The organism is Novosphingobium lentum NBRC 107847, from assembly GCF_001590965.1.
GTDB classification, from domain to species: Bacteria; Pseudomonadota; Alphaproteobacteria; order Sphingomonadales; family Sphingomonadaceae; genus Novosphingobium; species Novosphingobium lentum.
The window spans coordinates 59,778-83,953 of the sequence record NZ_BCTW01000003.1; the positions used below are offsets into that span (position 1 = coordinate 59,778).

Consider the following 24,176-nt stretch of genomic DNA (forward strand, 5'->3'; position numbering starts at 1 on the left):
AACACCTGTTCTAAAACACAGTGGCGAGCGACCGGCGTTGGGGAGAGTGTGCTGTCCAGACCCCGGACAAGGGGTGCGGCTTTATTGGAGAGGCCCGATGGCAGACGCCCCCGTTCTCGACGATCCCCGGCCCGCCAACCGGCCGCCGTTTCCCGATTCCCCGCTGGGCGGGGCCAAGCCGTTGCGCGGCGACCCGATCAACGGCGAACGCTATTTCGACCGCGATTTCGCCGCCGCCGAGTGGGCGCAGATGTGGCAGCGCGTGTGGCACGTCGCGGGCCGCATGGCGCAGCTGGAGGAGCCGGGCGACTTCATCGTCCATGATTTCCTCAAGCAGTCGGTGCTGGTGATCCGCCAGCACGATGGCTCGGTCCGCGCGTTCCACAACACCTGCCGCCACCGTGGCAACCGGCTTGCGGCAGTCGAGCAGGGCGGGGTGATCGACGGCGTGCGCTGTGCCTATCACGGCTGGCTCTACGGTCTGGATGGCATGGTCCGTGCGGCGCAGGACCCCGACGATTTCCCGCAGGGCAGCCCGTGTGGCAAGATCGGGCTCAAGGAAGTGGCCTGCGAGGTGTGGGGCGGGTTCGTGTGGTACTCGTTCGCATCCCAACCGCGCCCGCTGCTCGATTACCTCGCGCCGATCCCCGATCTGTTCGCCAGCCGCAATCTGGATGAGCTGGTCCGCGTGGTGTGGCTGACGGTGCGCGTGAACACCAACTGGAAGTTTTCGCCCGACAACTTCAACGAAAGCTATCACCTGCCCACGGTCCACCCGCAGATGCGGCAAATGATCGACGAGGATTACACGAACACGCGGTTCGACATGTTCCCCAACGGGCACAACCGCATGATCGAGCAAGGCCAGCCCTCGCTGCGCGCCGATTTTCCCAACATGGTCGAGCCGGTGTGGGAGATGATGCTGGAGCAGTGGGGGCTAGAACCCGCCGCGTTCCAGGGCCGGTCGCGCGACGGGCGCAAGGCGCTGCAACAGGCCAAGCGGGCACTCGGGCCGGACCGCGGCTGCAGCTATTTCGACGACCTGCACGACGATGAACTGACCGACTATTTCCACCACACCGTGTTCCCCAACGTGACCATCACGGGCACGCCCGACGGGGTGCATTTCTTTCGCACCGAACCCGATGCGGCAGATCCCGAATGGTGCACGTTCGACTACTGGTATCTCGCGCCGCGCATCGCCGGCGAAACCGAGGTGCCCACCGTCTACGGGATGCGTCCTTACGAGGAAGCGGAGCACGAATTCCGCACGTATGGCGACAGCAACGGCGGGCACCTCCTCGGCGATTTCATCGATCAGGACTTGTCGGTGGCGGTGGCGCAGCAGGTGGGTTTCCATTCGCTGGGATACGAAGATCCCTATCTCTCAGGCCAGGAAAGCCGCGTGCGGCGGTTTCACGAAGTGCTCAACGATTACCTGGAAGGACGACGCTGATGGCATTTACCGGACCGCTGGAAGATCGGGTCGCGATCCACGAACTGGTGGCGAGCTACGGCGATGCCGTAACGCGGCGCGACGCCGACGACTGGATCGGCAACTGGGCCGAGGACGGCGTGTGGAAGCTGCCCGCGATCCCCGGCATGGAGCGCATCGAAGGCAGCGCGGCGATCCTGAAAGCCTGGCTCGATGCCATGCCCGGCTGGCCATTCCAGGTCAATTTCCAGCGTTGCGGCGCCATCGTGGTGGAAGGCGAAACCGCGCACGGCCACACGTATACCGACGAACTGAACACCGACACCGCAGGCAAGACCGAGCGTTGGCTCAACCGCTATGACGACGAATGGGTCAAGCGCGACGGGCGCTGGTATTTCGCCAGCCGCAGTCTGGAAGTGCTGGTGATCCGGCCGGGGTAAATCCTGCCCCGGGGCGGCGCTACCAGCTGAGCTTGCGCAGCGGCTCGCTGCCATCCCAGTCGACCGAGGCGTCCTTCATCATCTGGAAGAATTCGGGACCGCCGTTGTCGAGCTGCACATATTCGACGATCCCGCCGGGGCCAAAGCCGGGATCGGCATAGATCACCGCGCCGGCCTCGCCGACCTTGCCCTCGACCACGATCTCGCCGCCGGCAGCGAGTACGGCCTTCTTTGCCACCGCGATGTCATCGACCACGATGCACACGTGCTGCACCCGGTCATGCACCGCGTGCTTGCCGGTGTAGTGCGCCGGTGCATCGTTTTCCGGGCGTACCAGCTCGATCTGGATGTCGTTCCAGTAGGCGATGGCGACCGAGAATATCGCGTCGGTCGGCTGGCCGTAGCAGGTCATGCCGCCCAGCCTGATGTTCTCGAGCAGGAAGAACGGGCCGACGCCCATCGTCTCGGTCCAGTAGGTGACCGCCGCGTCGAAATCCGCGGGCAGGTAGGCCTGCTGCATGATCGCGCCGAGGGCGGCGATCGATCCGGGCTTGGGCATCGTTGTCTCTCCGGTAACGTCAGGCGAACAGCTGTTCGGGGTCTTCGATCATCGATTTCAGCGTGGCAAGAAACTGGGCGCCCGTCGCGCCGTCGATCGCGCGGTGATCGACCGACAGGGTGAGCGAAATGCGCCCCTCGAAGCCCATGCTGCCGTCGGCGTGCTCGACCGGCTGACGGCTGGCGGCACCCACGGCCAGGATCGCGGCCTGCGGCGGGTTGATGATCGCATCGAACTGCTCGACCCCGAACATGCCGAGGTTGGAGACCGAGAACGTGCCGCCGTCCATGTCGTCGTACGCCAGCTTGCCTGCCTGCGCCTTGTCGATCAGCGCGCGCGTCGCTGCCGCCAGCTGGTCGATCCGCATGCGATCCGCCTGCCGCACGATCGGCGTGACCAGGCCCTTGGGGCTCGCCACCGCGACCGCCACATCGGCGTGGGGGAAGCGATGGATGTCCTCGCCGTGCAGCTGTACGTTGACGTCGGGGTGACGGACCAGCGCCATCGCGGCGGCCTTGACGAGGTAGTCGTTGACGGAGGCCTTGCAGCCCAGCACGAGGTTGGCGGTCTCGCGCAAGGCCATCAGCGCGTCGGTCGATGCGCTGACCCGCAAGTAGAAGTGCGGGATCTGCTGCTTGGCCTCGGTCAGCCGCCGCGCCACGACCTTGCGGATCTTGTCGAACGGCTGGATCGTCGCGCGGTTCTCCACCAGCGCGAACGGCCCGGCCCCAACCGACGGCGCGGGCTGCGGCACGCGCGCCAGCACGTCGGCCTTGGAGATGCGGCCGCGCGGGCCGGAACCGGCCAGCCCGGCCAGATCGATGCCATGCAGTGCGGCCAGACGCCGGGCGAGCGGCGAGGCGAAGATCGCGCCGATTTCGGGCGGCAGCGTCAGCGCACCGCGCGGTGCCGCGCGGCTGTCGGGCCGCAAGGCTTGCACCACGTCCTGATAGGTGATGCGCCCGTTGCGCCCCGATCCCTCGATCGTGGCGATATCCACGCTTTCGGCCTCGGCCAGCTTGAGCGCTTCGGGGCTGATCGGGCGGTTGGTGACGATCCTGGCCGGGGTTGCCGGGGCAGGGGCCTTGGCAACCGGAGCAGGCGCGGCACTGGCACCGCCCTTGGCGGCAACCGATGTCTCCGCCGGGCGGAACGCTGCGATGAACGCGTCGATCTCGGCGTCGGTGGCGGCGGCTTCGGCGAACACCGCCAGCAGCGTGCCCACCGGGTGCGCCTCATCGCCCGCGCCCACCAGCACGCGTTTGGCGACCGCGTCGTATTCGGCCTCGACGTCGTTGGTGATCTTGGCGGTCTCGATCAGGCACAAGGTCTGGCCACGCTTGAACGCGTCGCCTTCCTTCACCATCCATTCGGCGATGGTGCCTTCGGTCATCTCGATGCCCCATTTGGGCATGCAGAACGGGCGGATGTCGGTCATGGGTTTCGCCCCTCTCAGCGCCAGCCCAAGACCTTGCGTACCGCGGCCTCGATCTTGTCGGTCGAGGGGAGGTAGGCGGTCTCGAGCTCGCGCGCGAACGGGATGGGTGTGTGCGGCGGCGTCACCGCCTGCGGCGGCGCCTTCAGGCTGGAAAACGCCTTGTCGGCGACCAGCGCGCAGATGTCGGCGGCAAGCCCGCAGCGCGGCGGGGCTTCATCGACCACCACCAGCCGTCCGGTGACTTCGACCGAATCGAGGATCGCTTCCTCGTCGAGCGGGCTGGTCGTGCGCGGGTCGATCACATCGCAACCGATCCCTTCGGCGGCGAGCTTGTCGGCCACCGCCTCGCAGAAGCCGAGGAGCAGGCCCGACGAGACGATCGTCACGTCCTGGCCCGCGCGGGTCAGGCGCGCATGGCCGAACGGGATGGAATAGTCGCCCTCGGGCACGTCGCCGCTCATGCCGTAGAGCGCCTTGTGCTCCAGGAAGATCACCGGATCGTCGTCGCGGATTGCGGTGCGCAGCAGGCCTTTGACGTCGGCGGGCGTGCTGGGCATCACCACCTTGAGGCCGGGCATTCCGGTGAGGATCTGGTGAACCGATTGGCTGTGCTGCGCCGCCGCGTTGTAGCCTGCGCCATAGGCCATGCGGATCACCGCCGGGCACTTGGTCTTGCCGCCGAACATGTAGCGGAACTTGGCGAGCTGGTTCCAGATCTGGTCGAGCGACACGCCGATGAAGTCGGCGAACATCAGCTCGGCGATCGGGCGCTTGCCTGCCAGCGCGAGGCCCGCTGCCGCGCCCATGATCGCGCTTTCCGAAATCGGCGTGTCGATCACGCGGTCCTTGCCGAACTTGCCGTAGAGCCCGGTCGAGGTCGACCAGATCCCGCCGATCGCCTCGGGCCCGCCGGCGGTGCCCATGCCGCCGACCACGTCTTCGCCCAGCACGACCACGTTGGGGTCGCGCTCCATTTCCTCGGCGATCGTCGTCACCACGGCGTCGCGGTACATCATCTGTGCCATGTCGTTGTTCCGTTCCTTGCCGTCAGTACGCGATGTAGACGTCGGCAAGGACGTCTTCGGGGGTGGGGCGATCGGCCGCGCGGGCCTTGTCGACCGCATCGTCGATCGCTTTGAGCACTTCGGCGTCGAGCGCATCGAGATCGGCGTGGTCGAGCAGCTTGGCGCCGGTCACGCTGGCACGGAAGATCTTGAGGCAATCGCGCGTCTCGCGGATGCGATCGAGTTCGCCCGGGCCGCGATAGCGCTGCGGATCGCCCTCGAAATGGCCGAAGAAGCGTTCGGTGTCGAATTCCACCGCCGCCGGGCCGTTGCCCGCGCGCACGTATTCCAGCACTTCGCGCATCGTGTCGTGGACCGAGAAGAAATCGGTGCCGTCGCCGCGCCACACTTTCATGCCGAACGCTTCGGCGCGGCTGGCAATGTCGCGGGCGGTGCCCACGGCATAGTCGACCCCGGTGTGTTCGGAATAATGGTTGTTCTCGAACACGAAGATGCACGGCGCCTGCGTCACCACCGCAAGGTTCATCGCCTCGAACGTGGTGCCCTGATTGCACGCGCCATCGCCCGAGAACGCGATCGAAACTTTACCCTCGCCGTTGAGCTTGGCGGCCAGCGCCGCGCCCACCGCGATGGGAGCGCCCGCGCCGACGATGCCGTTGGCGCCCAGCATGCCCTGGTCGATGTCGGCGATGTGCATCGATCCGCCCTTGCCCTTGCACAGCCCTTCGCGGCTGCCCCAGATTTCGGCCATCATCCCGTTCACGTCGCAGCCCTTGGCCAGACAATGACCGTGGCCGCGGTGCGTCGAGACGATCTTGTCGTCGTTGGACAGATGCTCGCAAACCCCGACCGCGACCGCTTCCTGGCCGCAGTACAAGTGCGTGAACCCGGCAATCTCGCCGGTCTGGATTTCGGTGTGGAGGCGTTCCTCGAATTCGCGGATCACCTTCATCTGGCGATAGGCGCGCAGCAGTGCGTCGCGGCTCAGTTGCATTGCGATTCCCCGTCGTTCGTCATGTCGTGGTTCACAGCCCCAGCACCGTTCGCGCGATGATCGTGGCCTGCACTTCGTTGGTTCCGCCGAAGATCGTCCACGCGCGGCTGTTGAGATAGCGCGCGGCGGCCACTTGTGCTGCGGGCGAATGGATCGGCTTGGGGGCGTTGTCGCCATACAGCGGCCGCGCCGGATCGAGCTGCAGCCCGGCCGGACCGAACAGGTCCACCGCCAGCAGGTCGATTTCCTGCCGCAAGTTGGAAGCCAGCAGCTTGGTCAATGATGTCTGCGGACCGGGCGGGCGACCCTTGGCCACTTCGGAGATGATCTTCAGTTCGATCATCTCGAGCGATTGTACGCCCAGCCGTGCTTTGGCGACGCGCCGCTTCCATTGCGGATCGGCGCCCAGCGTGCCGCCGCGCCCGTCGCTCTCGGTTTGCGCGGCGCGCTCGATCTGCGACAGGTCGTAACCCAGCTTGGGCGCGTGGCACGATCCGCCGCGTTCGTTCTCCAGCAGGAACTTGGCCAGCTTCCAGCCGTCGCCTTCGCCCGCGACGAGGTCTTCGGCCGGGACCACGACGTCTTCCAGGAACACCTGGTTGACCTCGTGGTCGCCCGCCAGCGTCAGGATCGGGCGCACCGAGATGCCCGGCTGGTTCATGTCGATCAGCAGGAACGAGATGCCCGCCTGCTTGCGCACGGTGGTGTCGGTGCGAACCAGGCAGAACATCCGGTTCGCCCAGTGCGCATGCGTCGTCCAGATCTTCGACCCGTTGACGATGTAGCGGTCACCCTCGGCATCGGTGACGCGCACCGCGCGGCATTGCAGCGAGGCGAGGTCCGATCCGCTGCCGGGCTCGGAAAAGCCCTGGCACCAGTAATCCTCACCGCTGAGGATGCGCGGCAGGTACTTCGCCTTCTGTGCGGGCGTGCCGAAGTTGTAGATCACCGGCGCCACCAGCTTGAGGCCCAGCACGGTGAGATTGGGTGCGCCCGACAGTGCGCATTCCTTCTCGAAGATATAGCGCTGCACGGGCGTCCAGCCGGTGCCGCCGTGCTCCTTGGGCCACTGGTAGGCCAGCCAGCCCTGTTCGTTGAGCACCGCGTTCCAGACTTGCCCGATGTCGGGTTCGACGAACACGGTGGGCGATACCGCCGCGCCGTCGCGGACCGGGCCGGGCAGGTTGGCGGCCAGGAACGCGCGCACTTCGTCGCGGAACGCCAGTTCTTCGGGCGAAAGATCGATGTCCATCGAATCAGCGTTCCAGAATCGTGACGGCGGAAACCCCCGGCGCGCCATAGACGTGGGTGTAGGCGGTCTTGGGGTTGCCGGGCACTTGCCGCCCGCCACCGTCGCCGCGCAACTGCACCACGTTTTCGTAGACCTGGCGCAAGCCCGATGCGCCGATCGGTTCGCCGCACGCCAGGCATCCGCCGTCGGTGTTGACCGGCAGCTGCCCGCGGATCTCGGTGCGGCCCTCGGCCAGCCAGGCTTCCTGTTCGCCGTCCTTGCAGAAGCCGTTTTCGGCCATGTGCATGATCTCTGCGCCCGCTTCGGTGTCCTGCAACTGCGCGACGTCGATGTCGTCGGGGCCTATTCCGGCAAGGCGAAACGCGTCGGCAGATGCGATGCGCGTGGCCGAACCGCGTGGCGTCCCCGGCGTGCGATCCACGTCGAGCGACGGCGCGAACACCTCGAACGAGCCGGGCGGGCGCGTGCGCATCGTCGCGGCCTTCAGCCGGATGATGGGCTTGCCCAGTTCGCGCGCCTTCTTCTCGCTGGCCAGGATCAGCGCGACGCCGCCCTCGGCGGGCGAGCAGAACATGAACTTGGTATAGGGATCGGAGACCATCGGCGCTTCGAGGATCGTCTCGATGTCGACCGGTTCGCGCCGCCAGGCATGGGGCGCGTGGACCGCATTGCGGAACGCCTTGTTGGCGACGCGGCCGAGCGAAGTCGGGCTGATGCCATACTCGTGCATGTAGCGCTTGATCTTGGCGGCGAAGAACTGCGTGGTGATCATGTAGCCTGCCTCGCCGTACCAGTCGGGCAGGTTGTATTCGGATGGCAGCGCGTTGAACGCGCCGCGCGGGTGCTTGTCGAAGCCCACCGCCATGCCGATGTCGAATTCGCCCGACTTGATCGCCATCTGCGCTGAAAACAGCGCCGATCCGCCGGCCGCGCAGCCATTGCGCACGTTGATGAACTGCACCCCGGTCAGCCCCAGCCGGTCGACCATGGTGTCGGGATTGCCCGCCGAATCCGATCCGCCATAGGCGAACTGGATCGCCGGCCAGTCGATCCCGGCATCGCCCAGCGCCTGGCGCACGGCGAACACGCCCTGGTCGATCCCGGACAGGCCGTCGGTCCGGCCGAACGGGTGGATGCCCACGCCCACGATGCAGACGTCGCTCATGCCTTTGGCCCTAATCCGATTGGTTGGAATGCGTGAATCATCACCGGGTCCGCAGCAGCGGGATCGAGCGGGACGAACGTGAGTTCAAGCGGCATGCCGATCGCGATGTCGGTAAATTCGACATTGACGATCCGCGCCTCGACGATCGTTTCGTCCGCCAGCTCGATATAGCCGACGGCCCACGGGCGGAACGCGTCGGGTCCGGCGTAGGGCGGGCTCTTGGGGCGATAGCGCTGGATGGTGAACGACCACAGCGTGCCTTCCCGGCGCAGCGGCCAGGGTTCGAAGTCGCTGCCGCTGGGGCACGGAAACACGACGCGCCCGGTCGCGACATTGCGCCCGCCGACAAGGCGAGGCAGATGTTCGTCTGTGAAAAGCCCTTCGGCGATCGCTTGCATCTCGCTCCCATCCGGCGTTGATTCCGGTTTCTCCCCTTAAGCCCTAGAGTGAGAGCTTTTCCGACTCTGCAAAACGCTAGGGTCGCTCGGTCGTGGGATATGCCACGACGCCGGCCGGGAGACTTTACCATGCCGCAAAGCTGGGACTACATCATCATCGGCGCGGGATCGGCCGGCTGCGTGCTCGCCGAACGGTTGAGCGCCGATGGCCGCTCGACTGTGCTGGTGATCGAGGCGGGCGGAGAGAACGACAGCTTCTGGGTCACGCTGCCCAAGGGCGTGGCCAAGCTGGTGACCAACCCCGCGCATATCTGGGCTTATCCGGTCAGCACCCCGCGCGAACCGGGCGGCCCCGCCAACGAAGTGTGGATCCGGGGCAAGGGACTGGGCGGGTCGTCGTCGGTCAACGGCATGATCTGGAGCCGGGGCGAACCGGCCGACTATGACGCGTGGGAGCAGGCGGGCGCGACCGGCTGGAACGGCGCGACGATGACCGAGGCGTTCCTGACGCTGGAAGACCACGCCGCCGGACCCGGCCCGATGCGCGGCAGCGGCGGGCGCGTCCACGTCGATCCGGCGATTTATTCCTATCCGCTGACCGAGGCGATGATTGCAGCGGGCGAAGCGATCGGTCTGGCGCGGACCGACGATCTCAACGGCTCCAGCGGGCCGCGAGTCGGGCTGTACACGCACAACATCCGCAAGGGCCGCCGGCAAAGCTCGGCGCGCACGTTCCTGGCGCCCGCGCGCAAGCGGGCCAACGTCACCGTGGTGACCGGCGCGCTGGCCGACCGCGTGGTGTTCGACGGTCGCCGCGCGGTGGCGGTCGAGGCGACGGTCGATGGTCAGCCGCGCCGGTTCGACTGTTCGGGCGAGATCATCGTGTCGGGCGGAGCGATCGAAAGTCCGCTGCTGTTGCAACGCTCGGGCGTGGGCGACGGTGACCGGCTGAAGGCGGCGGGGATCGAACCCGTCGCGCATTCGCCCGATGTGGGCGAGCGGATGATCGAGCATCTGGCAATGGCAATGCCCTACCGGCTCGACCACGGCACCGGCTCCAACCGCAATTTCTATGGTCTGGGGCTGGCCAAGGCGATGGCGCAGTATTTCCTGACGCGCACCGGAATCATGGCGACCGGACCGTTCGAGGTTGGCGCGTTCTGCAATGTCGCACACCCTGACGGGCGCACCGACGCGCAGCTTTACCTCGGCGGCTACACGTTCGCGGTGGGTGACGACAACAACCCGGTGCCGCTCGACAAGATCGATCCGCGCCCCGGCATCACCATCTACGGCCAGCTGCTGCGGCTCACCAGCGAGGGTTCGTTGCGCGTGACCGGGCCCAAGGCGTCGGACCGGGTCGAGATCCTGCCCAACTGGCTCTCCACCGAACACGACCAGAAGTCTGCGGTCGCGATGATGCGCACGATGCGCGCCTACATGGCTGCGCCGCCGCTGGGGGATATGGTGGGCGTGGAGGAAGTGCCGGGCAAGCAGGTGGAAAGCGACGAGGAGTTGCTCGCCACCTTCCGCCGCCTGTCGACGTGCGGGCTCCACGCCATCGGCACCTGCCGCATGGGCAGCGACAACCGCGCCGTGACCGACCCGCGCTGCCGCGTGAACGGCGTGGAAGGCCTGCGCGTGGTCGATTGCTCGGTCATGCCGGGCCACGTCACTGGCAACACCAACGCGCCCGCGATGGCGCTGGGGCTGCGCGTGGCGGCGATGATGCTGGAGGATCGGGGGTAGGGGGTGCGGGGGAAAGGCAATCCCACAACCCCCCGCTCATCCTGAGCCTGTCGAAGGATGTACGCCAACTTTGCCCCAAGGAGTCAAATCGATTTGGCTTGGTCGACCGTCAGTGCACGTCCTTCGACAGGCTCGGGATGAGCGGCGGTGGAGTGATGGTCGGCCGTTACTGAACGGCGTAAGTTGACCCACCTTCTCAAGTACTCGGCGAGATATACCCAGCTGCGGGGCCTTGAACCCGGTATGGCTGCGGTTGACTGCGTTCAACTTGATCGAGGCGTGGTCGATGTGGGTACGCCTGCATCGGTTCGTCGCACAACGCGCGCGAACTACCCGCTCGACCGGCCGTGGTGCAATCGATGTTCATCTGCCAGACAGGTTGATGCTAACAGGCGCGTCGGGCTGGAGAAATTTGAGGGAGTAATTTGATGCGTGCCGTTTCCACGAGGCCGGGTGTGCTCGTCCTGCTCGCCATGCTGACCCTGCCAGCGTCCGGCGCCGCGTCGGCGCAGCAGCCGGATCAGCGCGATCCCAGCATCATCGTGAATGGCGAGCCATTGCCCGATACGACGGCGATGACCGCAGGGCCCGAGATCAAGGGCATCATCACCGCGCGCAGCGGCGACAGGATCAGGGTCACTGCCGCCGATGGCACCGCCACGGTCATCTTCATCAACGATGCCACCAGGGTCAAGGCCGGCGGCGGCATCTTCGGCGGCGGTAACAGCAAGCTGGGGGCAACGTCGCTGCTCAACGGCCTGCCGGTTACCGTCAAGACCATGCAGGCGGGCAGTGTGCTGTTGGCCAGCCAGGTCACCCTTAAGAACAACGACCTCAAGACGGCGACGATGATCCGCAACGGCACGGCGCAAGGCTTTGCCGAACAGACGGCGGCCACCGAGGCGCTGCGCGGCCGGATGGGTGATATCGACAAGTACAACGTCAAGAACACGACCAACGTATTTTTCGACACGGGCAAGGCGACGCTGTCGTACCGGGCCAAGGCAGACCTTTGCGCCACCGCAACCGCCGCCGAGGCGACGGAAAATGCCCTGATGCTGGTCGTCGGATATACCGATTCGGTCGGCAGCGAGGAATTCAACCAGCGACTCAGCGAAAAGCGGGCCGCGAGCGTCATCAACTATCTTCAGCAGACCTGCCACTGGAAACCGTACCGCATGCTCACCCCCACCGGGATGGCCGAAGCGGACCCATTGGCGAACAATGACACAGCCGAAGGCAAGGCGCAGAACCGGCGCGTTTCGGTGAACATCCTGGTCAGCAAAAGTGTGGACGGTATGTAAGCCGTTTGGAGGGGGCGGGCTTCTCCTCCCCCTCACGTGCTCAGCGAAATATACCCCAGCTGCGAGGCCTTGAACACGGTCTGGCTGCGGTTGACCGCGTTCAGCTTGATCGAGGCGTTGTGGATATGGAAGCGCACCGTGGCGCGGCTGCGCGACATGATCATGCTGATTTCGAGATCGGTCTTGCCGATCGCCGCCCAGCGCAAGCACTCGACCTCGCGCTTCGAGAGGCGCGAGCCCGGCGGCAGCGCCTGGACCAGTCCGGTGGCGTGGACGTAGCTGGCGATGAATGTGCGGCCAAAGACGCCGAAGGCATCGCCGAACTCGTGGTACGCCGCATCGAGATCGGTCAGCGAGGTGTCGAGCGGGTTGAAGCTGACCGCGCCGATCTGTCCGAACGGCAGGTGCACCGGCACGACGATCGCCGCGCGGGTCATTGCGCGGTTGTCGAAGTTGGTGAGGTCGATCGCGGCGAGGTAGTTGTTGGGCTGGCGCGTGCGAAATCCGCCGGCGCTGACCCAGAACGGCTCGCTTTCGAACCGACAGGCCGACGTGATCGGCGAATCGAGCGCGATCCGAGAATTGCGCCACCACACCTTTTCATCGGCGTTCCAGCCGAACACGTCGCGCGCCAGGATGTTGCCTTCGGTGTCCACCGGGGTGCGCTTGTCGGCAATGTCATGCGCGGGCGCCGCGCGCATGCCGCATTCCATGGCAATGGCATGAAGCGCTTCGGCCGCGCGCCGGATGTCACCGAGGCCGGCGATCCGGACCGAGTCAATTCTCTCGATCGATAACAGCGCATCTCTCCTCGTCCCGAACCTATCATACCGCGCGGGGACCGGCGAAACAATCGCTGCTGCCGGTTCGTTCCTAGTCTTTTGCCCAGCATGGCGCAGGTCGCAACGGTGATAGCATCGCTGCCGGAGTAGGGGTGCGGCGTGAACTTTGACCTGAGTGAAGACGACGAGATGCTCAAAGCGCTCGCCGAGCGGTTTGTTTCCGATCGTTACGACCTTGACCGGCGTCGCGCCTATCTGGCCGAGCCCCAGGGATTCGCGCGGGACAACTGGGCATTGCTGGGCGAATTGGGGTTGATCGGCGCGCTGTTCGAAGCCGACGACGGCGGGCTCGGGCTTGATGCTACGGCGGTTGCCACGGTGTTCGAGGCGCTGGGTCGCGGGCTGGTGGTGGAACCGTTGATCGAAAACGTGTTGCTGGCCGGGCGGCTGTTTGCTGCCGGTGCGACCGATTCGCTGCGCGGCGACTGGCTGCCGCGACTGCTCGATGGGTCGGCGCGGGTCGCGCTGGCGCACGTGGAAGCCGGCGCGCGCAATGGCAACTTGTGGGTCAACGCCCGTGCCAGGCCCGACGGAGACGGTGCCGTGCTGTCTGGCACCAAGGACTATGTGCCCTGCGGCAGCGGCGCCGATGGCTACATCGTGACGGCACGCGATGCGGGTGCGCCGGGCGACGCGAACGGCTTGGGGCTGTGGTTCGTCCCCGCCGAAGCGCCGGGACTTCAGGCCAGTTCGTGGCGGATGGCCGACGGGACGATGGCGGTGTCGCTGGCATTCGACAACGTTGCGGCCCGCCGGCTGACCGGCGGCGCGGACCTGCTCGCCAGTGCCGAGACGCTGGCCTCGCTGGCGCGCGCGGCAGAGGCGCTGGGCGTCATGCAGCGCCTGTTCGACGATACGCTCGACTATTTGCGCACGCGCCAGCAGTTCGGCGCGCCGCTGGCCAGTTTCCAGGCGATCCAGCACCGCATGGCCGCGCAATATGCCGCGATCGAACAATCCCGCGCGCTGGTCGAACTGGCGATCGTGTCGCAGCCTGGCGCATCGCAACCCGGAGAAGGCTTCGCCACGGCCGTCTATGGCGCGCGCGCGTTCATCGCGGACGCCTCGCTGATGCTGGGGCACGAGATGATCCAGTTCCACGGCGGCATGGGCGTGACCGACGAACTGGCCGTGGGCCACGGCCACAAGCGCCTGCTGGTGCTGTCACGCTGGCCTGAGGATGGCGGCGCGGCGCTCGACCGGTTCGCGGGGATCGCCGCGTAACAGCGCTTCCCCATCGCCCTGTTCCGCTCACGCTGAGCCTGTCGAAGGGTGTGAATTTAGCGCCGCATCAGCATCCTTCGACAAGCTCAGGATGAGCGGCGCAAGATTAACCGTCTGCCCCAATCGACTGGCAGCAGCCGATCAGCCCTCCCGCGCCTTGATCCAGCCGATCCCCCGCCGCAGCAGGTCATAGAACACCGGCAGATCCCACGCGCAGCGGTCTACCGTGGGCCACCAGTCGAGCATCGGCTGCAGGTCGTAATGCCCGCGGCAGTGCCCCAGCGTCAGGTACAGCACGCCGCCCTTGCCGCGGCTTTTGAGATAGAACACCGGGTGCGTGCCCGGGGCGTCCGCCGCCTCGACGAAGCCGGTGCCTTCCTCGGTGCATTCGGTTTCGAGCAGCACATGCAGATCGCCGTGCGTTTCCATGTGATAAAGCTCGTCCGACGTGTCGAACGGCTCGATGCCCTGGACCAGCGGGTGCGAGGGATCGGCCACGGTCACGCGATACGGCGCGATCGGCGGGTGCGACACGAACTGGCTGCCCAGCATGTCCATCATCAGCGGCGCCCAGCGCGGCGCGTCCCACAGCCCCGCTTTCGGACCATCGGCCAGCAGCCGCAGCACCGAGTTGGTGCCGTGCAGCGCGTACCAGCGCCCGCCGCGTTCCAGCCACCCGCGCAACGCTTCCTGCGCGGCCAGCGACGGCGTGACGTCGCACGTGTAGGTGATGAGGATGTCCGCCGCCTCGATCGCGGCGACGTTTTCGTAGTCCTCGAACACACGCGTGCGCACGCTCTGGTCCTCGGCCAGCAGCTTGAGCAGCTCCAGCCGGGCAAAGTCCATGTCGTGCCACACCCCGCCGCAGACGAGGACGCAGTTGATGCGGGGAGGGTGGATTTCGGCTTCGCTCACGCCCTCGCTCACGCCCTTCCGCCCAGTTCGCCGTCGAGATACTTGTCGAGCGTCTGGTGGAACTGGCGAATGCGGATTTCCTGGTAGTCGGCGAAGTTGACCAGACCGTTCTTGGAACAGTGCAGCCCGTCCTGCACGAATGGCAGGTTGGCCATGTCCTGTTCGAACACGTCACCCAGCACGCCGATCTCGGCGGCGGTGGTCCACGGTTCGTCGGGCCCGAGCAGCGTCATCGGCACGCCGTGCGGCAGCGGTTCACCCTTCTTGCCACGCGCGAGGATGCGCACTTCCATCAGGCAGGTGTCGGGCGTTTTTCCGGGGCGCCAGCGATAGACGATGTTGGGCATGAACCCGCCCCACGGCGCAAAGTTGGGGAACACGTTGTAGACCAGCCCGTCGAGCAGTTCGGCGTCGGTCGCGTCCTCATGGTCATATCCGCTTTGCGCGGTGTAGCCGTTGCGCATCGCGGTGCCCAATGCGGCGCGCGCGGTTACGCCTTCGGGCACCGTCACCGCGAACGGATCGATTCCCGCCTCGCCGTCATAGTTGTCGGCCGAGCGGCCGTTGAACTTCACGAATTCGTCGACGATCCACTGCTGGGTCTTGCCCTCGGGATCGACGTGCGGCGACATGATCCCGAACGGCACCAGGTTGACGTTCACGTTGTCGCCCCAGGTGCGATAGGCCGCATTGCAGTCGCCGGTGAACGCCAGCAGTTGCGGGTGGGTGACGATGGTGTGCCATGCTTCCATGAACGCTTCGGCGGTGACCTTCCAGTTGGCCGGAACCTCCTTGGCCACCCAGATCACGGTGGTGCATTCCTCGTGCCGCCAGCGCTTGAAGTGGTCGGGCAGCGGGGCGAGGAATTCCTCGAGCGTCGGGCCGCCTGATTCCTCGCGCACAAAGATGTAGCCCGCCCAGCGGCCGACTTCGGCTTCGGGCAGCGCCATCTTGTCGGGCGTCAGGTGCGCGAAATCCCACTGGCAGGGCATTCCGGCAAAGCTGCCGTCCTTGTTCCAAGAAAATCCGTGGAATGGGCAGGTGAAACTGTCGGCGCTGCCGTCTTCGGTGCGCAGCTTGCGGCCACGATGCAGGCACACGTTGTGATACGCCTTGACCGATCCGTCCGCCTGGCGGCTGAACAGGTACGATCGGCCGGCGTTTTCATAAACCACGTAGTCGCCGGGTTCGGGCATGTCTTCTTCGCGCGCGGCGAACTGCCACACATGGGGCCACATCTTCTCGCGTTCGGCCTGGGCGAACGCTTCGCTGGTGTAGCGTTCGGCCTTGATCGGTTGCGAGCCGCGAAATTCGTAGCTTTCTTCGGTGAGGCAGGCGGGGGCGGGGCGCGAATCGAGCGCCATGAGGTCGTTCCAGCCGATGCCGGGGCTGCGGGCGGTTCCGCCTGATTGGCCGGTCATGACGCCGGGATCCCTGTCTGCCATTGGTAAGAATCCTTCACCCAGATTGTCGTTTGGAACGACATTGGCCTGCGCGCGACACGGCGTCACCTTGCCGAAAGCATAGGTTGCGCGGGTTCGCCAATCCGCCGATCTTCCCATTCTACAATAGGGGGCAGGACCTGGCGAGCCAATCGGCCAGGAGCCGGAGCAGGAGAGAGCAGTGGCCAACAGGCTTGAAGGCAAAGTTGCGCTGGTCACCGGCGGGACATCGGGGATCGGCGCGGGCGCGGTGCGCAGGCTGTCGGCCGAGGGCGCGCAAGTGGTGTTCACCGGATCGAACGAGGCTGCCGCCGCCGCTTTGGTGACAGAAACCGGCGCGGCGTTTCGCCACCATCGCGTGCAGGAGGCCGCTTCCTGGGCAGGGTTGATGGCCGATATCGCCGCGACGCATGGCCGGCTGGACATCGCGTTTGCCAACGCGGGCGTCGAAGCGGGCGACGGCAGCGTCGAGGACATCACGGTCGAAGGCTGGAACAACGTGCTCAGCGTCAACCAGACCGGGGTGATGCTGACCGTGCAGCACGCGATCCGCGCGATGAAGGCCAACCCGGACGGGCCGACCGGCTCGATCATCGTCAATTCCTCGATGAACGCGCACCGCGCGATGGGCAATTTCATGGCCTATTCGGTGACCAAGGCCGCCGTCGTCGCGCTGGCGAAGTCGGCGGCGGTGCACTGCGGCAACAAGGGCTACCGCATCCGCGTCAACGCGATCCTGCCGGGCGTGGTCGAGACCGCGCTGATCACCAACCTGATCGAGACCGGGCCGGACCCCAAGGCCGCGCGCGCCGCCTACGAAGGCATGTCGCCCTTGAAGCGCATGGGCCGGGTCGACGAAATCGCCGGTCTGGTCGCGTACCTCGCGTCTGACGAGGCGGCATTTATTTCAGGCTCCGAATACGTGATCGACGGGGCGACGACAGCAGGGATGATGGGCGTATGAGCGATGTTTCGGCACAGCGGCTGAAGGGCCGCGTTGCGTTCGTTTCGGGAGGACTGCGCGGCATCGGGCTCGCCGTGGCCGAACGCTATCTCGCCGAAGGCGCCGAAGTGGTGCTGTCCGATCTCGATGCCGAGGACAGCGCGCCTGCGCGCGACACCATGGCGCGGCTGGGGCAGGCGGCGAGCTACTTGCGCGCCGACGTGACCAGCGAGGACGACTGGCTGCGCGCGCGCGATCTGGTGAAGGATCGCCATGGCGCGCTGCACATTCTGGTCAACAACGCGGGCACCGATCTGACCGGCCCGGTCGAGACGCTGGCGCTCGATGCGTGGCGCAAGATCATGGCGATCAACGTCGACGGCGTGTTCCTGGGCACCAAGACGTTCGTGCCGATGATGGACGACAGCGGCAAGGCGTTTCGCGGTGGATCGAGCATCATCAACATCAGCTCGATCATGGGGCTGGTCGGCTACAGCGAAGTGTCGGCCTACAACGCCAGCAAGGGCGCGGTGCGGCTGTTCACCAAGGGCATCGCGGTGGAATTCGCGCAGAAGAAGATGGCGATCCGCGCCAATTCGATCCACCCCGGCTTCGTGCTGACCCCGCTGCTCAACGCCGGTTTCCAGCGCTGGGTGGACAAGGGCTTTGCCGAAAAGTCGTCGGACCTGGTCGAGACGATGGCCGCGACCACGCCGATCGGGCGGCTGGCCGATCCGTCGGAAATCGCGGGCGCCGCGTACTTCCTCGCCAGCGAGGACAGCAGTTACATGACCGGTTCCGAAGTGGTCGTCGATGGCGGCTGGACCGCACAATAAGCGGGTCGATGCTGCGCGGTAAAATAAAGAAATTACAGGATTTAAATTCATGACGATAGCACTGGAAAACGTCGTCGCGGTGGTCACCGGCGCGGCCGGCGGGATCGGCCGCGAAGTGGTCAAGGCGATGAAGGCGGCGGGCGCCGTGGTGATCGGCACCGACATGGCCGAAGCGGCGGACATCGGCGCGGACCACTATTTGCGCCACGACGTGACCAGCGAGGCCGACTGGCAGGCGGTCGAAGCATTGGTGCGCGCACAGTACGGTAGGCTCGATGCGCTGGTAAATCTCGCCGCGATCTCGATCGTGACCAAGATCGAGGATACTCCGCTGTCCGAGTGGCACCGGGTTAACGCGATCAATGTGGATTCTGTGATCATCGGTACGCAGACTTTGCTGCCGCTGCTGAAAGAGGGCGGCAAGGCGCGCAAGGGCGGTGCCTCGATCGTCAACTTCTCCAGCATCGGCGGTTTGCGCGGCGCGGCGTTCAACGCGGCGTACTGCACCAGCAAGGCGGCGGTGAAGATGCTGTCGAAGTGCATGGGCGCCGAATTCGCCGCGCTCGGCTACAACATCCGCTGCAACAGCGTGCATCCGGGCGGGATCGATACCGCCATGCTTGGCTCGATCATGGACCGCTACGTCGAACTGGGCGCGGTGCCGTCGCGCGAAGTGGCGATGGCGGGCATCATCGCCAACCACCCGATCGGACGCATGGGCCGGCCCGACGAAATGGGCGGGGGCGTGGTTTACCTGTGCTCGGAAAGCGCCAGCTTCGTGACCTGTGCCGAATTCCTGATGGACGGCGGCTTCAGCCAGATCTGATCTTTCGGTGATCCGGTGACCCGTTCAAGGCCACCGGATGACCGCCGCGCGTCAGTGGTTGGGCAAATGGGTGCCGAGGTGACGTCCGGCGATGTAACCGAAGGTCAGGCCCGGCCCCAACGTCCCGCCGGCACCGCCGTAGGCTTCGCCCAGCACCGCCGCCATGGCGTTACCCGCCGCGTAAAGCCCAGGGATCGCGTTGCCGTGCCAATCCACCACTTGCGCGTCGCTGTTGGTCTTGGGGCCACCCGACGTGCCCAGCGCGCCGGACTCCATCTTGACCGCATAATACGGGCCCCGGTCGATCACGCCCAATGTGCGGAACGGTGGATCGAAGTCCATATCGCCCCACATGTAGAAATTGTCGTACGTATTGTCGCCGCGGTTGAAATCGTCGTCATGGCCGTTGCGCACCATGCCGTTGAACCGCGTCACCGTCGCCGTCAGTCCTGCGCCGTCGATCCCGGCCTTTGCCGCCAGCTCTTCCAGCGTTGCGGCCTGCATCATGTACGACGGGATGGGCGTGCCCGGCGCGGACGTAAAGGTCGGGTACTTGTCCTTGTACCGCTGGTCGATGATCAGCCAGTAGGGCAGGTTGGCGTACGTGTGGGTGCCGGCATCGAACGCGACCAGCGCCTTGCCCATCGCGTTGTAGTTGGCAGCCTCGTTGACGAAGCGCTTCCCGGCGCTGTTGACGAGGATGGCACCCGGACGCGCACGCTCGTCCGACCCCAGCAGGTAGTTGGGCTTGGCGGCGCGGTGCTGCGGCTTCATTTCCAGCACGCTCTGCTGCCAGAAGGCATTCTGCATGTTGCCCAGCTGGGCCCCGGCCTCGATCGCCATCAACAGGCCGTCGCCCTCGTTTTCGGGCACGCTGACCGGTCCCGTCATCGGACCGCGCAGGAAGGCTTTGACCAGCATCTCGTTCCACTCGAAGCCACCGGTGGCGATGACCACGCCGCGGCGGGCGCGCACGCGGAAGTCGCGGCCATTGGCGTCTTCGGCGATCACGCCGACAATGCGGTCCCCGTCCTTGACCAGCTTGCGCGCGCGCTTCTCGAACTCGACCGGGATCCCGCGATCGATCACCGCCTTGAACAGCGCCCCGGCCAGCGCCTGCCCCAGCCCCCGATAGTCGCCCCGTTCGCGCTCGGCCAGGGTGGCTTCGTCCAGCGTGCCTTGGATCGCTTCCATCAGGCTGCCGCGCAGCGGGTAGGCCATCTTGCTGGGGTTGACCCGGGCAGCCCATTTGCCCAGCTGCTCGAACGAAAACGCCTCGTTGTCGAGGCTGCGCCCGCCATCGGGCTTGGCCCCCGGCGAATAGGGCTGATAGTCGGGAAAGTCGGCAAACGCGCGCAGGCGGACGGGGGTCTTGTCGGCCAGATAGCGGATCATTTCCGGGCCGGTCTGCATGAACGCCCACAGCGTTTCGGGGTCGAGCGCGCCCGGAGCAAGCGCATCGAGGTAGGACACGACATCCTCGTCGCAATCCGCGATGCCGGCTTCGATCTGGTGATGGTTGCCCGGAATCCACAGCATCCCGCCGGACATGGCGGTGGTGCCGCCGACCATCCCGCTCCGTTCCAGAATGACCACATCGCTGGCGCCGAAATCATGCGCGGCGATCGCTGCCGTCATGGCCGCCCCGCCGGAGCCCAGCACGACGACGTCGGCCTCCATGTCCCATTTGAGGTCTTCAGCCATCGTCCGCTCCCTGGAAACCCGGTCTTGCTGAAGCGTCTGGCGATCGCCAACAGGCCGGGTCAATTTGGTTGCTGGCACGATAAATTCAGGCGGGATTGGCAGCCACTCAGACAAGTCCTAGGCGCGCGCATTCCGTCCCACCGTGCCGTGTTGCGCGCGCGCTATCTGTCGGCGTGGATCACCGCCAGCGAGCCCGGCAGCGGCATCATGAAATCCATGGTATAGCGGCTGGCCTTCCAGCCCGCAGCGGTGCGCACCACGTCGAAGTAATAGCGCCCGTTGACGGTTACCTCGTTGCCCGCTTTCGAGCGGCCCATGCCGATGATGTAGGCGCGCGCCGAAGCCCGATCGCCTTCGTAGGCGGTCAGCGCGAAGTTGGTCAGGTAGTGCGCGTGGTGGCTCATGTCGGCAAACACGGCGGTGAAGAACTCGCGGATGCCGGCGTGGCCCAGCTTGCGCGGCAGGCCGATGCCCGACAGGTCGAACGTCGCATCGGGCGTGAACACGTCGCACAAACCATCGAGATCGTGCAGGCTGTCCACTGCGGTGCAGTAAGCGACCATCACGTCCTCGATGGCGATGCGATCCTCGACCGGGCAGGCCCCGACCGAAGCGCCGCTCACGTCGCGGATCCCAGCACCATGTCGTTGAGCAGTTCGTGGAACCGCTGCACGCGCTTTTCCTGGTTGCTGAGGATGCAGCCCTTGAATCCGCGCGAGTTGAGGCCCTGCTGCTGGCTGGTGCCGATCGACAGATCCTGATCGGCGACGAAGCCCAGCGACACGCCGTCGCCATAGACCGAATGCTGATGCTCGTTGTGCGCCAGCGGCACGGTGCCCACCGGCGTTTCGACATGCGTCATGCCTGCCACCGGCGGCATCAGCACCCAGTGCTGGAACACGCACTTCTCGGGATCGGTCGGATGCGGCTCGGTGCGCAGGATCTGGCACTGTTCGGGCGACATCGTCAGCGTCAGGTTGGGGAACAGCGTGCAGTGGAAATAATCGACCAGCTGCTGGTCGGTCATGCTGGCATAGTTGGTGTAGCCGCGTTCGGCGCCCAGCTTGCGCTTGGCGGCGATCACCGCGGCGCGGATTTCGTGCGTGCGGCCCTTGTAGTCGGCCGGATCGACGCCCCACGCCAGCGCGATGGCATCGAGCGGAGCGGGCACGTCGCCGCTGATGTGATCGACGCGTGTGGTCGCCTGATGGCCCTTCATCCACATCGCGTTGTGGCCGCTGTCGTACATCTCGAACAGCGTGTCGGGCAGGCCGTCGTTGATGAAGGTCGAAAGCTCGGGGTGGATCGTGGGGAGGTGGTAGCTCTCGTTGAAATTGTCGCGGATGATCTTCCAGTTGAAGTCGCAGTCCGCCGACATGTTCAGCACGCGCACCCAGTTGTCGAGCCCATAGCCCGCGAGACGTTCGGGGAAGGGGGCCAGCCAGTCGCGCAGCGGCGGCACGTCATCGTCCATGCACCAGAACACGAACGGGCCCCAGGTGTCGCAACGCAATTCGGACAGCGTGACTTTGCCGCACGGGTTGCCGCCGGCAAAATCATCGGCGTCCTGCACATGCGCCAGCACGCCGTCGGGGGTGAACTGCCAGCCGTGGTAGCCGCAGGTGATCCGGTCCGCGCCGCCGACATCGCCCAGCACCAGCCGGTTCCCGCGATGCGGGCAGGTGTTGTAGAAGGCCCGCACGGTGTCGTCCGCCTGGCGGACCATGATCACCGATTCCTTGCCGAAGTTGTGGCGGATGAAGTCGCCTTCTTCCTCCAGCTCGGCGAGCACGCCGCCAAGGTGCCACACCTTGGGCCACAAGTGCGCGTTCTCCAGCGCCATCCAGTCTTTGGAAATATAGCGATCAGGGGTGATGGTGTCGCCGCGCACCGGCGGGTCAAAACCTTCGGAATAGCGCGACAGCATAGGTTCAACGGTCATTTCAGGATTCCTTCAAACTGGGCGTCAGCGCGATAGCGGCTCAGGATGGCCAATCGCGCGTCTGGCTGAAGTCTTCTCCCCTGCGTCCCGGCCGGTTGGTGGTCGGGTTCGCGACATAGAAGCTGTGATCCGCCGGATCATTCTTCACCCAGTCGGTGATAAGTTTGCGCTTGGCGATGCGCCACTCGCCATTTTTGCAGGTGTATTCGTCCACGTAGCGCCCGGCGATGAACAGGTCGCGCGGGTTGCCGGCTTCGTCGTGCAGGCCGTGCCACGCCTGGAAGTAGCATTCGCCGCTGGCGGTATCGTCGCCGTGCAGATCGATCTGGATCTGGCCGAGGAAATGCTGGCTGGCGTCCAGATCGCCGAGGAAGCCTTGCGCGAACGTGATGAATTCGGCCACCGGCCCGGCCATCAACCCGCAATCCACGAACGAATCGGCGTGAAAGGCCGTGGCCTGCAGCACGGGGTCGAGCCGGTCCAGCCCGCGCATGTAGCGCTGCACCGCGCCGGTGATGTCGCGGCGGGCGGCAAGGTCGCGGACTTCGGCTTCGAGATCGAACGGGCCGCTCACGCCATGGTCTCCCCGTTGTCGATGGTGATCGTCGTGCCGGTCAGGTGCCGCCCGTCCTCGCACGCGAGGTAAAGCACCATGTTGGCGATATCGATCGGCTGGCCCATGCCGTGATCGTGGATCTGGTCGAGCCCGGCGGCATCCTGCGGCAGCTGTGCCAGCGCCTGCGCGGTCATCGGCGTGACGATGCCGCCCGGCGCGATGGCGTTGACGCGGATGCGGTACTTCTGCTCGCGGCAATGCACTGCGATCGAGCGGGTCATGCCGATGATCCCGGCCTTGGCCGCGGTGTAGGCGGGGATCGTGCTGATGCCCTTCAGCCCCGCTACCGAGGCCATGTTGATGATCGATCCGCTGCCGTCGCGGCTCATGTGCGGGATGGCGGCCTGACAGCCCAGGAACGTGCCGCCGACCATCACGTCGGTCTGCAGGCGGAAGTCTTCGTATGACAGCGTTTCGACCGTGCCGAAGCGCACCAGCCCGGCGTTGTTGACCAGTGTGTCCAGCCGCCCGAACCGTTCGATCGTCGTGGCGACGACTTCGGCCCAGCGTTGCGGATCGCGCACGTCGTGGTGCAGGTACAGGCCATCGGGCAGTTCGGCGGCGACTGCTGCGCCCAGATCGTCCTGCACGTCGGTGATCACCACTTTGGCGCCCTCGCGTGCCAGCACGCGCGCATCCTCCGCGCCGAGCCCCGATGCTCCGCCGGTTATCAGCGCGACTTTACCTTCAAGCTTTCCCATCGGTTTCGTCCTGTTGTTCGGGCAGTTTGGCATGGTGATCCGGAAAGACCATCCATCCTTGCGCGCTTCTGGTCCACATATGCGTGGCGGGGTCGAGATCGTCTGTCCGATCGAGCGTCCCCGCCTTGAAGAAGATAATGCCTTGCGCCCGCGCCGCATCGGTATCGGTCAGCACCGGCGATCCGCAGCGATTGCAGAACTGGCGATAGACCGCGTTGCCGCTGTCCGCCCGGTCGGTGAAAGTGGCGAGGGTGCCGCTGAGCGCCAGATCGTCGCGCGCGACGACGCCCACCACGCTGAGGGCCGAGCCGGACTGCTTCTGGCAGTTGGTGCAGGAACAGGTCACCAGCATCTGCAGTGGCCACGCCACGGTATAGCGCACCCCGCCGCACAGGCAGCCGCCGGAACGCGTGGCCTCGCTCATCG

At 65.9% G+C, this 24,176-nt stretch carries 24 protein-coding genes; 8 read left to right on the forward strand and 16 right to left on the reverse strand.

The features are described 5' to 3' along the window. Nucleotides 1-97 precede the first annotated feature (97 nt). Both NL2_RS03080 and NL2_RS03085 read left to right on the forward strand, forming a co-directional pair. Nucleotides 98-1,456, forward strand: a complete 1,359-nt coding sequence (locus NL2_RS03080) for an aromatic ring-hydroxylating oxygenase subunit alpha (protein WP_068071607.1) — start codon at nt 98-100, stop codon at nt 1,454-1,456. Beyond that, on the forward strand, nt 1,456-1,875 hold the full coding sequence (locus NL2_RS03085; RefSeq protein ID WP_068071608.1) for a nuclear transport factor 2 family protein: 420 nt from the start codon (nt 1,456-1,458) through the stop codon (nt 1,873-1,875). Before NL2_RS03080 ends, NL2_RS03085 begins: the two co-directional genes overlap by 1 nt. A gap of 19 nt (nt 1,876-1,894) precedes the next feature. On the opposite strand, the gene NL2_RS03090 is transcribed toward NL2_RS03085, so the two are convergent. The 7 genes from NL2_RS03090 to NL2_RS03120 are packed head-to-tail and all read right to left on the reverse strand — an operon-like array spanning nt 1,895 to nt 8,706. Next, the gene (locus NL2_RS03090; protein ID WP_068071610.1) at nt 1,895-2,434 is read right to left on the reverse strand and encodes a VOC family protein; all 540 of its coding nucleotides are present in this window, start codon (nt 2,432-2,434) and stop codon (nt 1,895-1,897) included. Between the two features lie 19 nt (nt 2,435-2,453). Continuing rightward, nucleotides 2,454-3,872 (reverse strand): dihydrolipoamide acetyltransferase family protein, encoded by a 1,419-nt coding sequence (locus NL2_RS03095; RefSeq protein ID WP_068071612.1) that lies wholly within the window; start codon nt 3,870-3,872, stop codon nt 2,454-2,456. A 14-nt stretch (nt 3,873-3,886) separates the two neighbouring features. Beyond that, entirely contained in the window at nt 3,887-4,897 is a 1,011-nt protein-coding gene (locus NL2_RS03100) for an alpha-ketoacid dehydrogenase subunit beta (RefSeq protein ID WP_068071614.1), read from the reverse strand. A 22-nt stretch (nt 4,898-4,919) separates the two neighbouring features. Continuing rightward, on the reverse strand, nt 4,920-5,891 hold the full coding sequence (locus tag NL2_RS03105; RefSeq protein ID WP_068071616.1) for a thiamine pyrophosphate-dependent dehydrogenase E1 component subunit alpha: 972 nt from the start codon (nt 5,889-5,891) through the stop codon (nt 4,920-4,922). Nucleotides 5,892-5,922: 31 nt separating this feature from the next. Next, nucleotides 5,923-7,143 (reverse strand): acyl-CoA dehydrogenase family protein, encoded by a 1,221-nt coding sequence (locus NL2_RS03110; protein ID WP_068071618.1) that lies wholly within the window; start codon nt 7,141-7,143, stop codon nt 5,923-5,925. A gap of 4 nt (nt 7,144-7,147) precedes the next feature. Then, a complete protein-coding gene (locus tag NL2_RS03115) occupies nt 7,148-8,308 on the reverse strand; it encodes a thiolase family protein (protein ID WP_068071620.1) in 1,161 nt (386 codons plus the stop codon). After that, on the reverse strand, nt 8,305-8,706 hold the full coding sequence (locus NL2_RS03120; RefSeq protein ID WP_068071622.1) for a Zn-ribbon domain-containing OB-fold protein: 402 nt from the start codon (nt 8,704-8,706) through the stop codon (nt 8,305-8,307). The genes NL2_RS03115 and NL2_RS03120 overlap by 4 nt, the downstream gene beginning before the upstream one ends. Nucleotides 8,707-8,835: 129 nt before the next feature. Between NL2_RS03120 and NL2_RS03125 the strand changes: the two genes are divergently transcribed. Beyond that, entirely contained in the window at nt 8,836-10,455 is a 1,620-nt protein-coding gene (locus tag NL2_RS03125) for a GMC family oxidoreductase (protein WP_068071624.1), read from the forward strand. Between the two features lie 428 nt (nt 10,456-10,883). Further along, a complete protein-coding gene (locus NL2_RS03130; RefSeq protein WP_068071626.1) occupies nt 10,884-11,759 on the forward strand; it encodes an OmpA family protein in 876 nt (291 codons plus the stop codon). Between the two features lie 32 nt (nt 11,760-11,791). Here NL2_RS03130 and NL2_RS03135 read toward each other — a convergent pair whose 3' ends face one another. Next, a complete protein-coding gene (locus tag NL2_RS03135) occupies nt 11,792-12,460 on the reverse strand; it encodes a helix-turn-helix transcriptional regulator (protein WP_245647548.1) in 669 nt (222 codons plus the stop codon). Between the two features lie 240 nt (nt 12,461-12,700). Between NL2_RS03135 and NL2_RS03140 the strand changes: the two genes are divergently transcribed. Continuing rightward, nucleotides 12,701-13,825 (forward strand): acyl-CoA dehydrogenase family protein, encoded by a 1,125-nt coding sequence (locus NL2_RS03140; RefSeq protein ID WP_068071628.1) that lies wholly within the window; start codon nt 12,701-12,703, stop codon nt 13,823-13,825. Between the two features lie 141 nt (nt 13,826-13,966). On the opposite strand, the gene NL2_RS03145 is transcribed toward NL2_RS03140, so the two are convergent. After that, the gene (locus tag NL2_RS03145) at nt 13,967-14,752 is read right to left on the reverse strand and encodes a ThuA domain-containing protein (protein WP_218006086.1); all 786 of its coding nucleotides are present in this window, start codon (nt 14,750-14,752) and stop codon (nt 13,967-13,969) included. Then, nucleotides 14,749-16,185 carry an aromatic ring-hydroxylating oxygenase subunit alpha gene (locus tag NL2_RS03150; protein ID WP_068071630.1) on the reverse strand — a complete coding sequence of 479 codons (1,437 nt, stop codon included), beginning with the start codon at nt 16,183-16,185 and terminating at the stop codon, nt 14,749-14,751. The genes NL2_RS03145 and NL2_RS03150 overlap by 4 nt, the downstream gene beginning before the upstream one ends. A gap of 178 nt (nt 16,186-16,363) precedes the next feature. On the opposite strand from NL2_RS03150, the gene NL2_RS03155 reads away from it, so the two are divergent. Genes NL2_RS03155 through NL2_RS03165 form a run of 3 tightly spaced genes read left to right on the forward strand, consistent with a single transcriptional unit; the run spans nt 16,364 to nt 18,787 of the window. Continuing rightward, nucleotides 16,364-17,146 carry an SDR family NAD(P)-dependent oxidoreductase gene (locus tag NL2_RS03155; protein ID WP_068071632.1) on the forward strand — a complete coding sequence of 261 codons (783 nt, stop codon included), beginning with the start codon at nt 16,364-16,366 and terminating at the stop codon, nt 17,144-17,146. Next, on the forward strand, nt 17,143-17,961 hold the full coding sequence (locus NL2_RS03160; protein ID WP_068071634.1) for a glucose 1-dehydrogenase: 819 nt from the start codon (nt 17,143-17,145) through the stop codon (nt 17,959-17,961). The genes NL2_RS03155 and NL2_RS03160 overlap by 4 nt, the downstream gene beginning before the upstream one ends. Before the next feature lie 49 nt (nt 17,962-18,010). Beyond that, entirely contained in the window at nt 18,011-18,787 is a 777-nt protein-coding gene (locus NL2_RS03165) for an SDR family oxidoreductase (protein WP_068071636.1), read from the forward strand. 51 nt (nt 18,788-18,838) lie between these two features. Here the strand turns inward: NL2_RS03165 and NL2_RS03170 are convergent, their stop codons facing one another. The 6 genes from NL2_RS03170 to NL2_RS03195 all read right to left on the reverse strand — a co-directional run bounded on the left by NL2_RS03170 (nt 18,839) and on the right by NL2_RS03195 (nt 24,174). Beyond that, a complete protein-coding gene (locus tag NL2_RS03170; RefSeq protein WP_068071638.1) occupies nt 18,839-20,491 on the reverse strand; it encodes an FAD-dependent oxidoreductase in 1,653 nt (550 codons plus the stop codon). Nucleotides 20,492-20,652: 161 nt separating this feature from the next. Then, nucleotides 20,653-21,114, reverse strand: coding sequence for a nuclear transport factor 2 family protein (locus tag NL2_RS03175; protein WP_245647549.1), 462 nt, complete (start codon nt 21,112-21,114; stop codon nt 20,653-20,655). Further along, nucleotides 21,111-22,433, reverse strand: a complete 1,323-nt coding sequence (locus NL2_RS03180) for an aromatic ring-hydroxylating oxygenase subunit alpha (protein ID WP_068071640.1) — start codon at nt 22,431-22,433, stop codon at nt 21,111-21,113. Before NL2_RS03180 ends, NL2_RS03175 begins: the two co-directional genes overlap by 4 nt. A gap of 40 nt (nt 22,434-22,473) precedes the next feature. Next, nucleotides 22,474-23,007, reverse strand: a complete 534-nt coding sequence (locus NL2_RS03185) for a nuclear transport factor 2 family protein (RefSeq protein WP_068071642.1) — start codon at nt 23,005-23,007, stop codon at nt 22,474-22,476. Continuing rightward, the gene (locus tag NL2_RS03190) at nt 23,004-23,750 is read right to left on the reverse strand and encodes an SDR family oxidoreductase (RefSeq protein WP_068071643.1); all 747 of its coding nucleotides are present in this window, start codon (nt 23,748-23,750) and stop codon (nt 23,004-23,006) included. The genes NL2_RS03185 and NL2_RS03190 overlap by 4 nt, the downstream gene beginning before the upstream one ends. Beyond that, a complete protein-coding gene (locus NL2_RS03195) occupies nt 23,737-24,174 on the reverse strand; it encodes a GFA family protein (RefSeq protein ID WP_068071645.1) in 438 nt (145 codons plus the stop codon). Before NL2_RS03195 ends, NL2_RS03190 begins: the two co-directional genes overlap by 14 nt. Between the last annotated feature and the right edge of the window lie 2 nt (nt 24,175-24,176).

Bases quoted from the DNA above. Each gene is read 5' to 3' on its own strand.
- NL2_RS03080 (WP_068071607.1), top strand. From the start codon at position 98: ATGGCAGACGCCCCCGTTCTCGACGATCCCCGGCCCGCCAACCGGCCG.
- NL2_RS03085 (WP_068071608.1), top strand. From the start codon at position 1,456: ATGGCATTTACCGGACCGCTGGAAGATCGGGTCGCGATCCACGAACTG.
- NL2_RS03090 (WP_068071610.1), bottom strand. From the start codon at position 2,434: ATGCCCAAGCCCGGATCGATCGCCGCCCTCGGCGCGATCATGCAGCAG.
- NL2_RS03095 (WP_068071612.1), bottom strand. From the start codon at position 3,872: ATGACCGACATCCGCCCGTTCTGCATGCCCAAATGGGGCATCGAGATG.
- NL2_RS03100 (WP_068071614.1), bottom strand. From the start codon at position 4,897: ATGGCACAGATGATGTACCGCGACGCCGTGGTGACGACGATCGCCGAG.
- NL2_RS03105 (WP_068071616.1), bottom strand. From the start codon at position 5,891: ATGCAACTGAGCCGCGACGCACTGCTGCGCGCCTATCGCCAGATGAAG.
- NL2_RS03110 (WP_068071618.1), bottom strand. From the start codon at position 7,143: ATGGACATCGATCTTTCGCCCGAAGAACTGGCGTTCCGCGACGAAGTG.
- NL2_RS03115 (WP_068071620.1), bottom strand. From the start codon at position 8,308: ATGAGCGACGTCTGCATCGTGGGCGTGGGCATCCACCCGTTCGGCCGG.
- NL2_RS03120 (WP_068071622.1), bottom strand. From the start codon at position 8,706: ATGCAAGCGATCGCCGAAGGGCTTTTCACAGACGAACATCTGCCTCGC.
- NL2_RS03125 (WP_068071624.1), top strand. From the start codon at position 8,836: ATGCCGCAAAGCTGGGACTACATCATCATCGGCGCGGGATCGGCCGGC.
- NL2_RS03130 (WP_068071626.1), top strand. From the start codon at position 10,884: ATGCGTGCCGTTTCCACGAGGCCGGGTGTGCTCGTCCTGCTCGCCATG.
- NL2_RS03135 (WP_245647548.1), bottom strand. From the start codon at position 12,460: ATGCGCGCGGCGCCCGCGCATGACATTGCCGACAAGCGCACCCCGGTG.
- NL2_RS03150 (WP_068071630.1), bottom strand. From the start codon at position 16,185: ATGGCAGACAGGGATCCCGGCGTCATGACCGGCCAATCAGGCGGAACC.
- NL2_RS03160 (WP_068071634.1), top strand. From the start codon at position 17,143: ATGAGCGATGTTTCGGCACAGCGGCTGAAGGGCCGCGTTGCGTTCGTT.
- NL2_RS03165 (WP_068071636.1), top strand. From the start codon at position 18,011: ATGACGATAGCACTGGAAAACGTCGTCGCGGTGGTCACCGGCGCGGCC.
- NL2_RS03170 (WP_068071638.1), bottom strand. From the start codon at position 20,491: ATGGCTGAAGACCTCAAATGGGACATGGAGGCCGACGTCGTCGTGCTG.
- NL2_RS03180 (WP_068071640.1), bottom strand. From the start codon at position 22,433: ATGACCGTTGAACCTATGCTGTCGCGCTATTCCGAAGGTTTTGACCCG.
- NL2_RS03190 (WP_068071643.1), bottom strand. From the start codon at position 23,750: ATGGGAAAGCTTGAAGGTAAAGTCGCGCTGATAACCGGCGGAGCATCG.
- NL2_RS03195 (WP_068071645.1), bottom strand. From the start codon at position 24,174: ATGAGCGAGGCCACGCGTTCCGGCGGCTGCCTGTGCGGCGGGGTGCGC.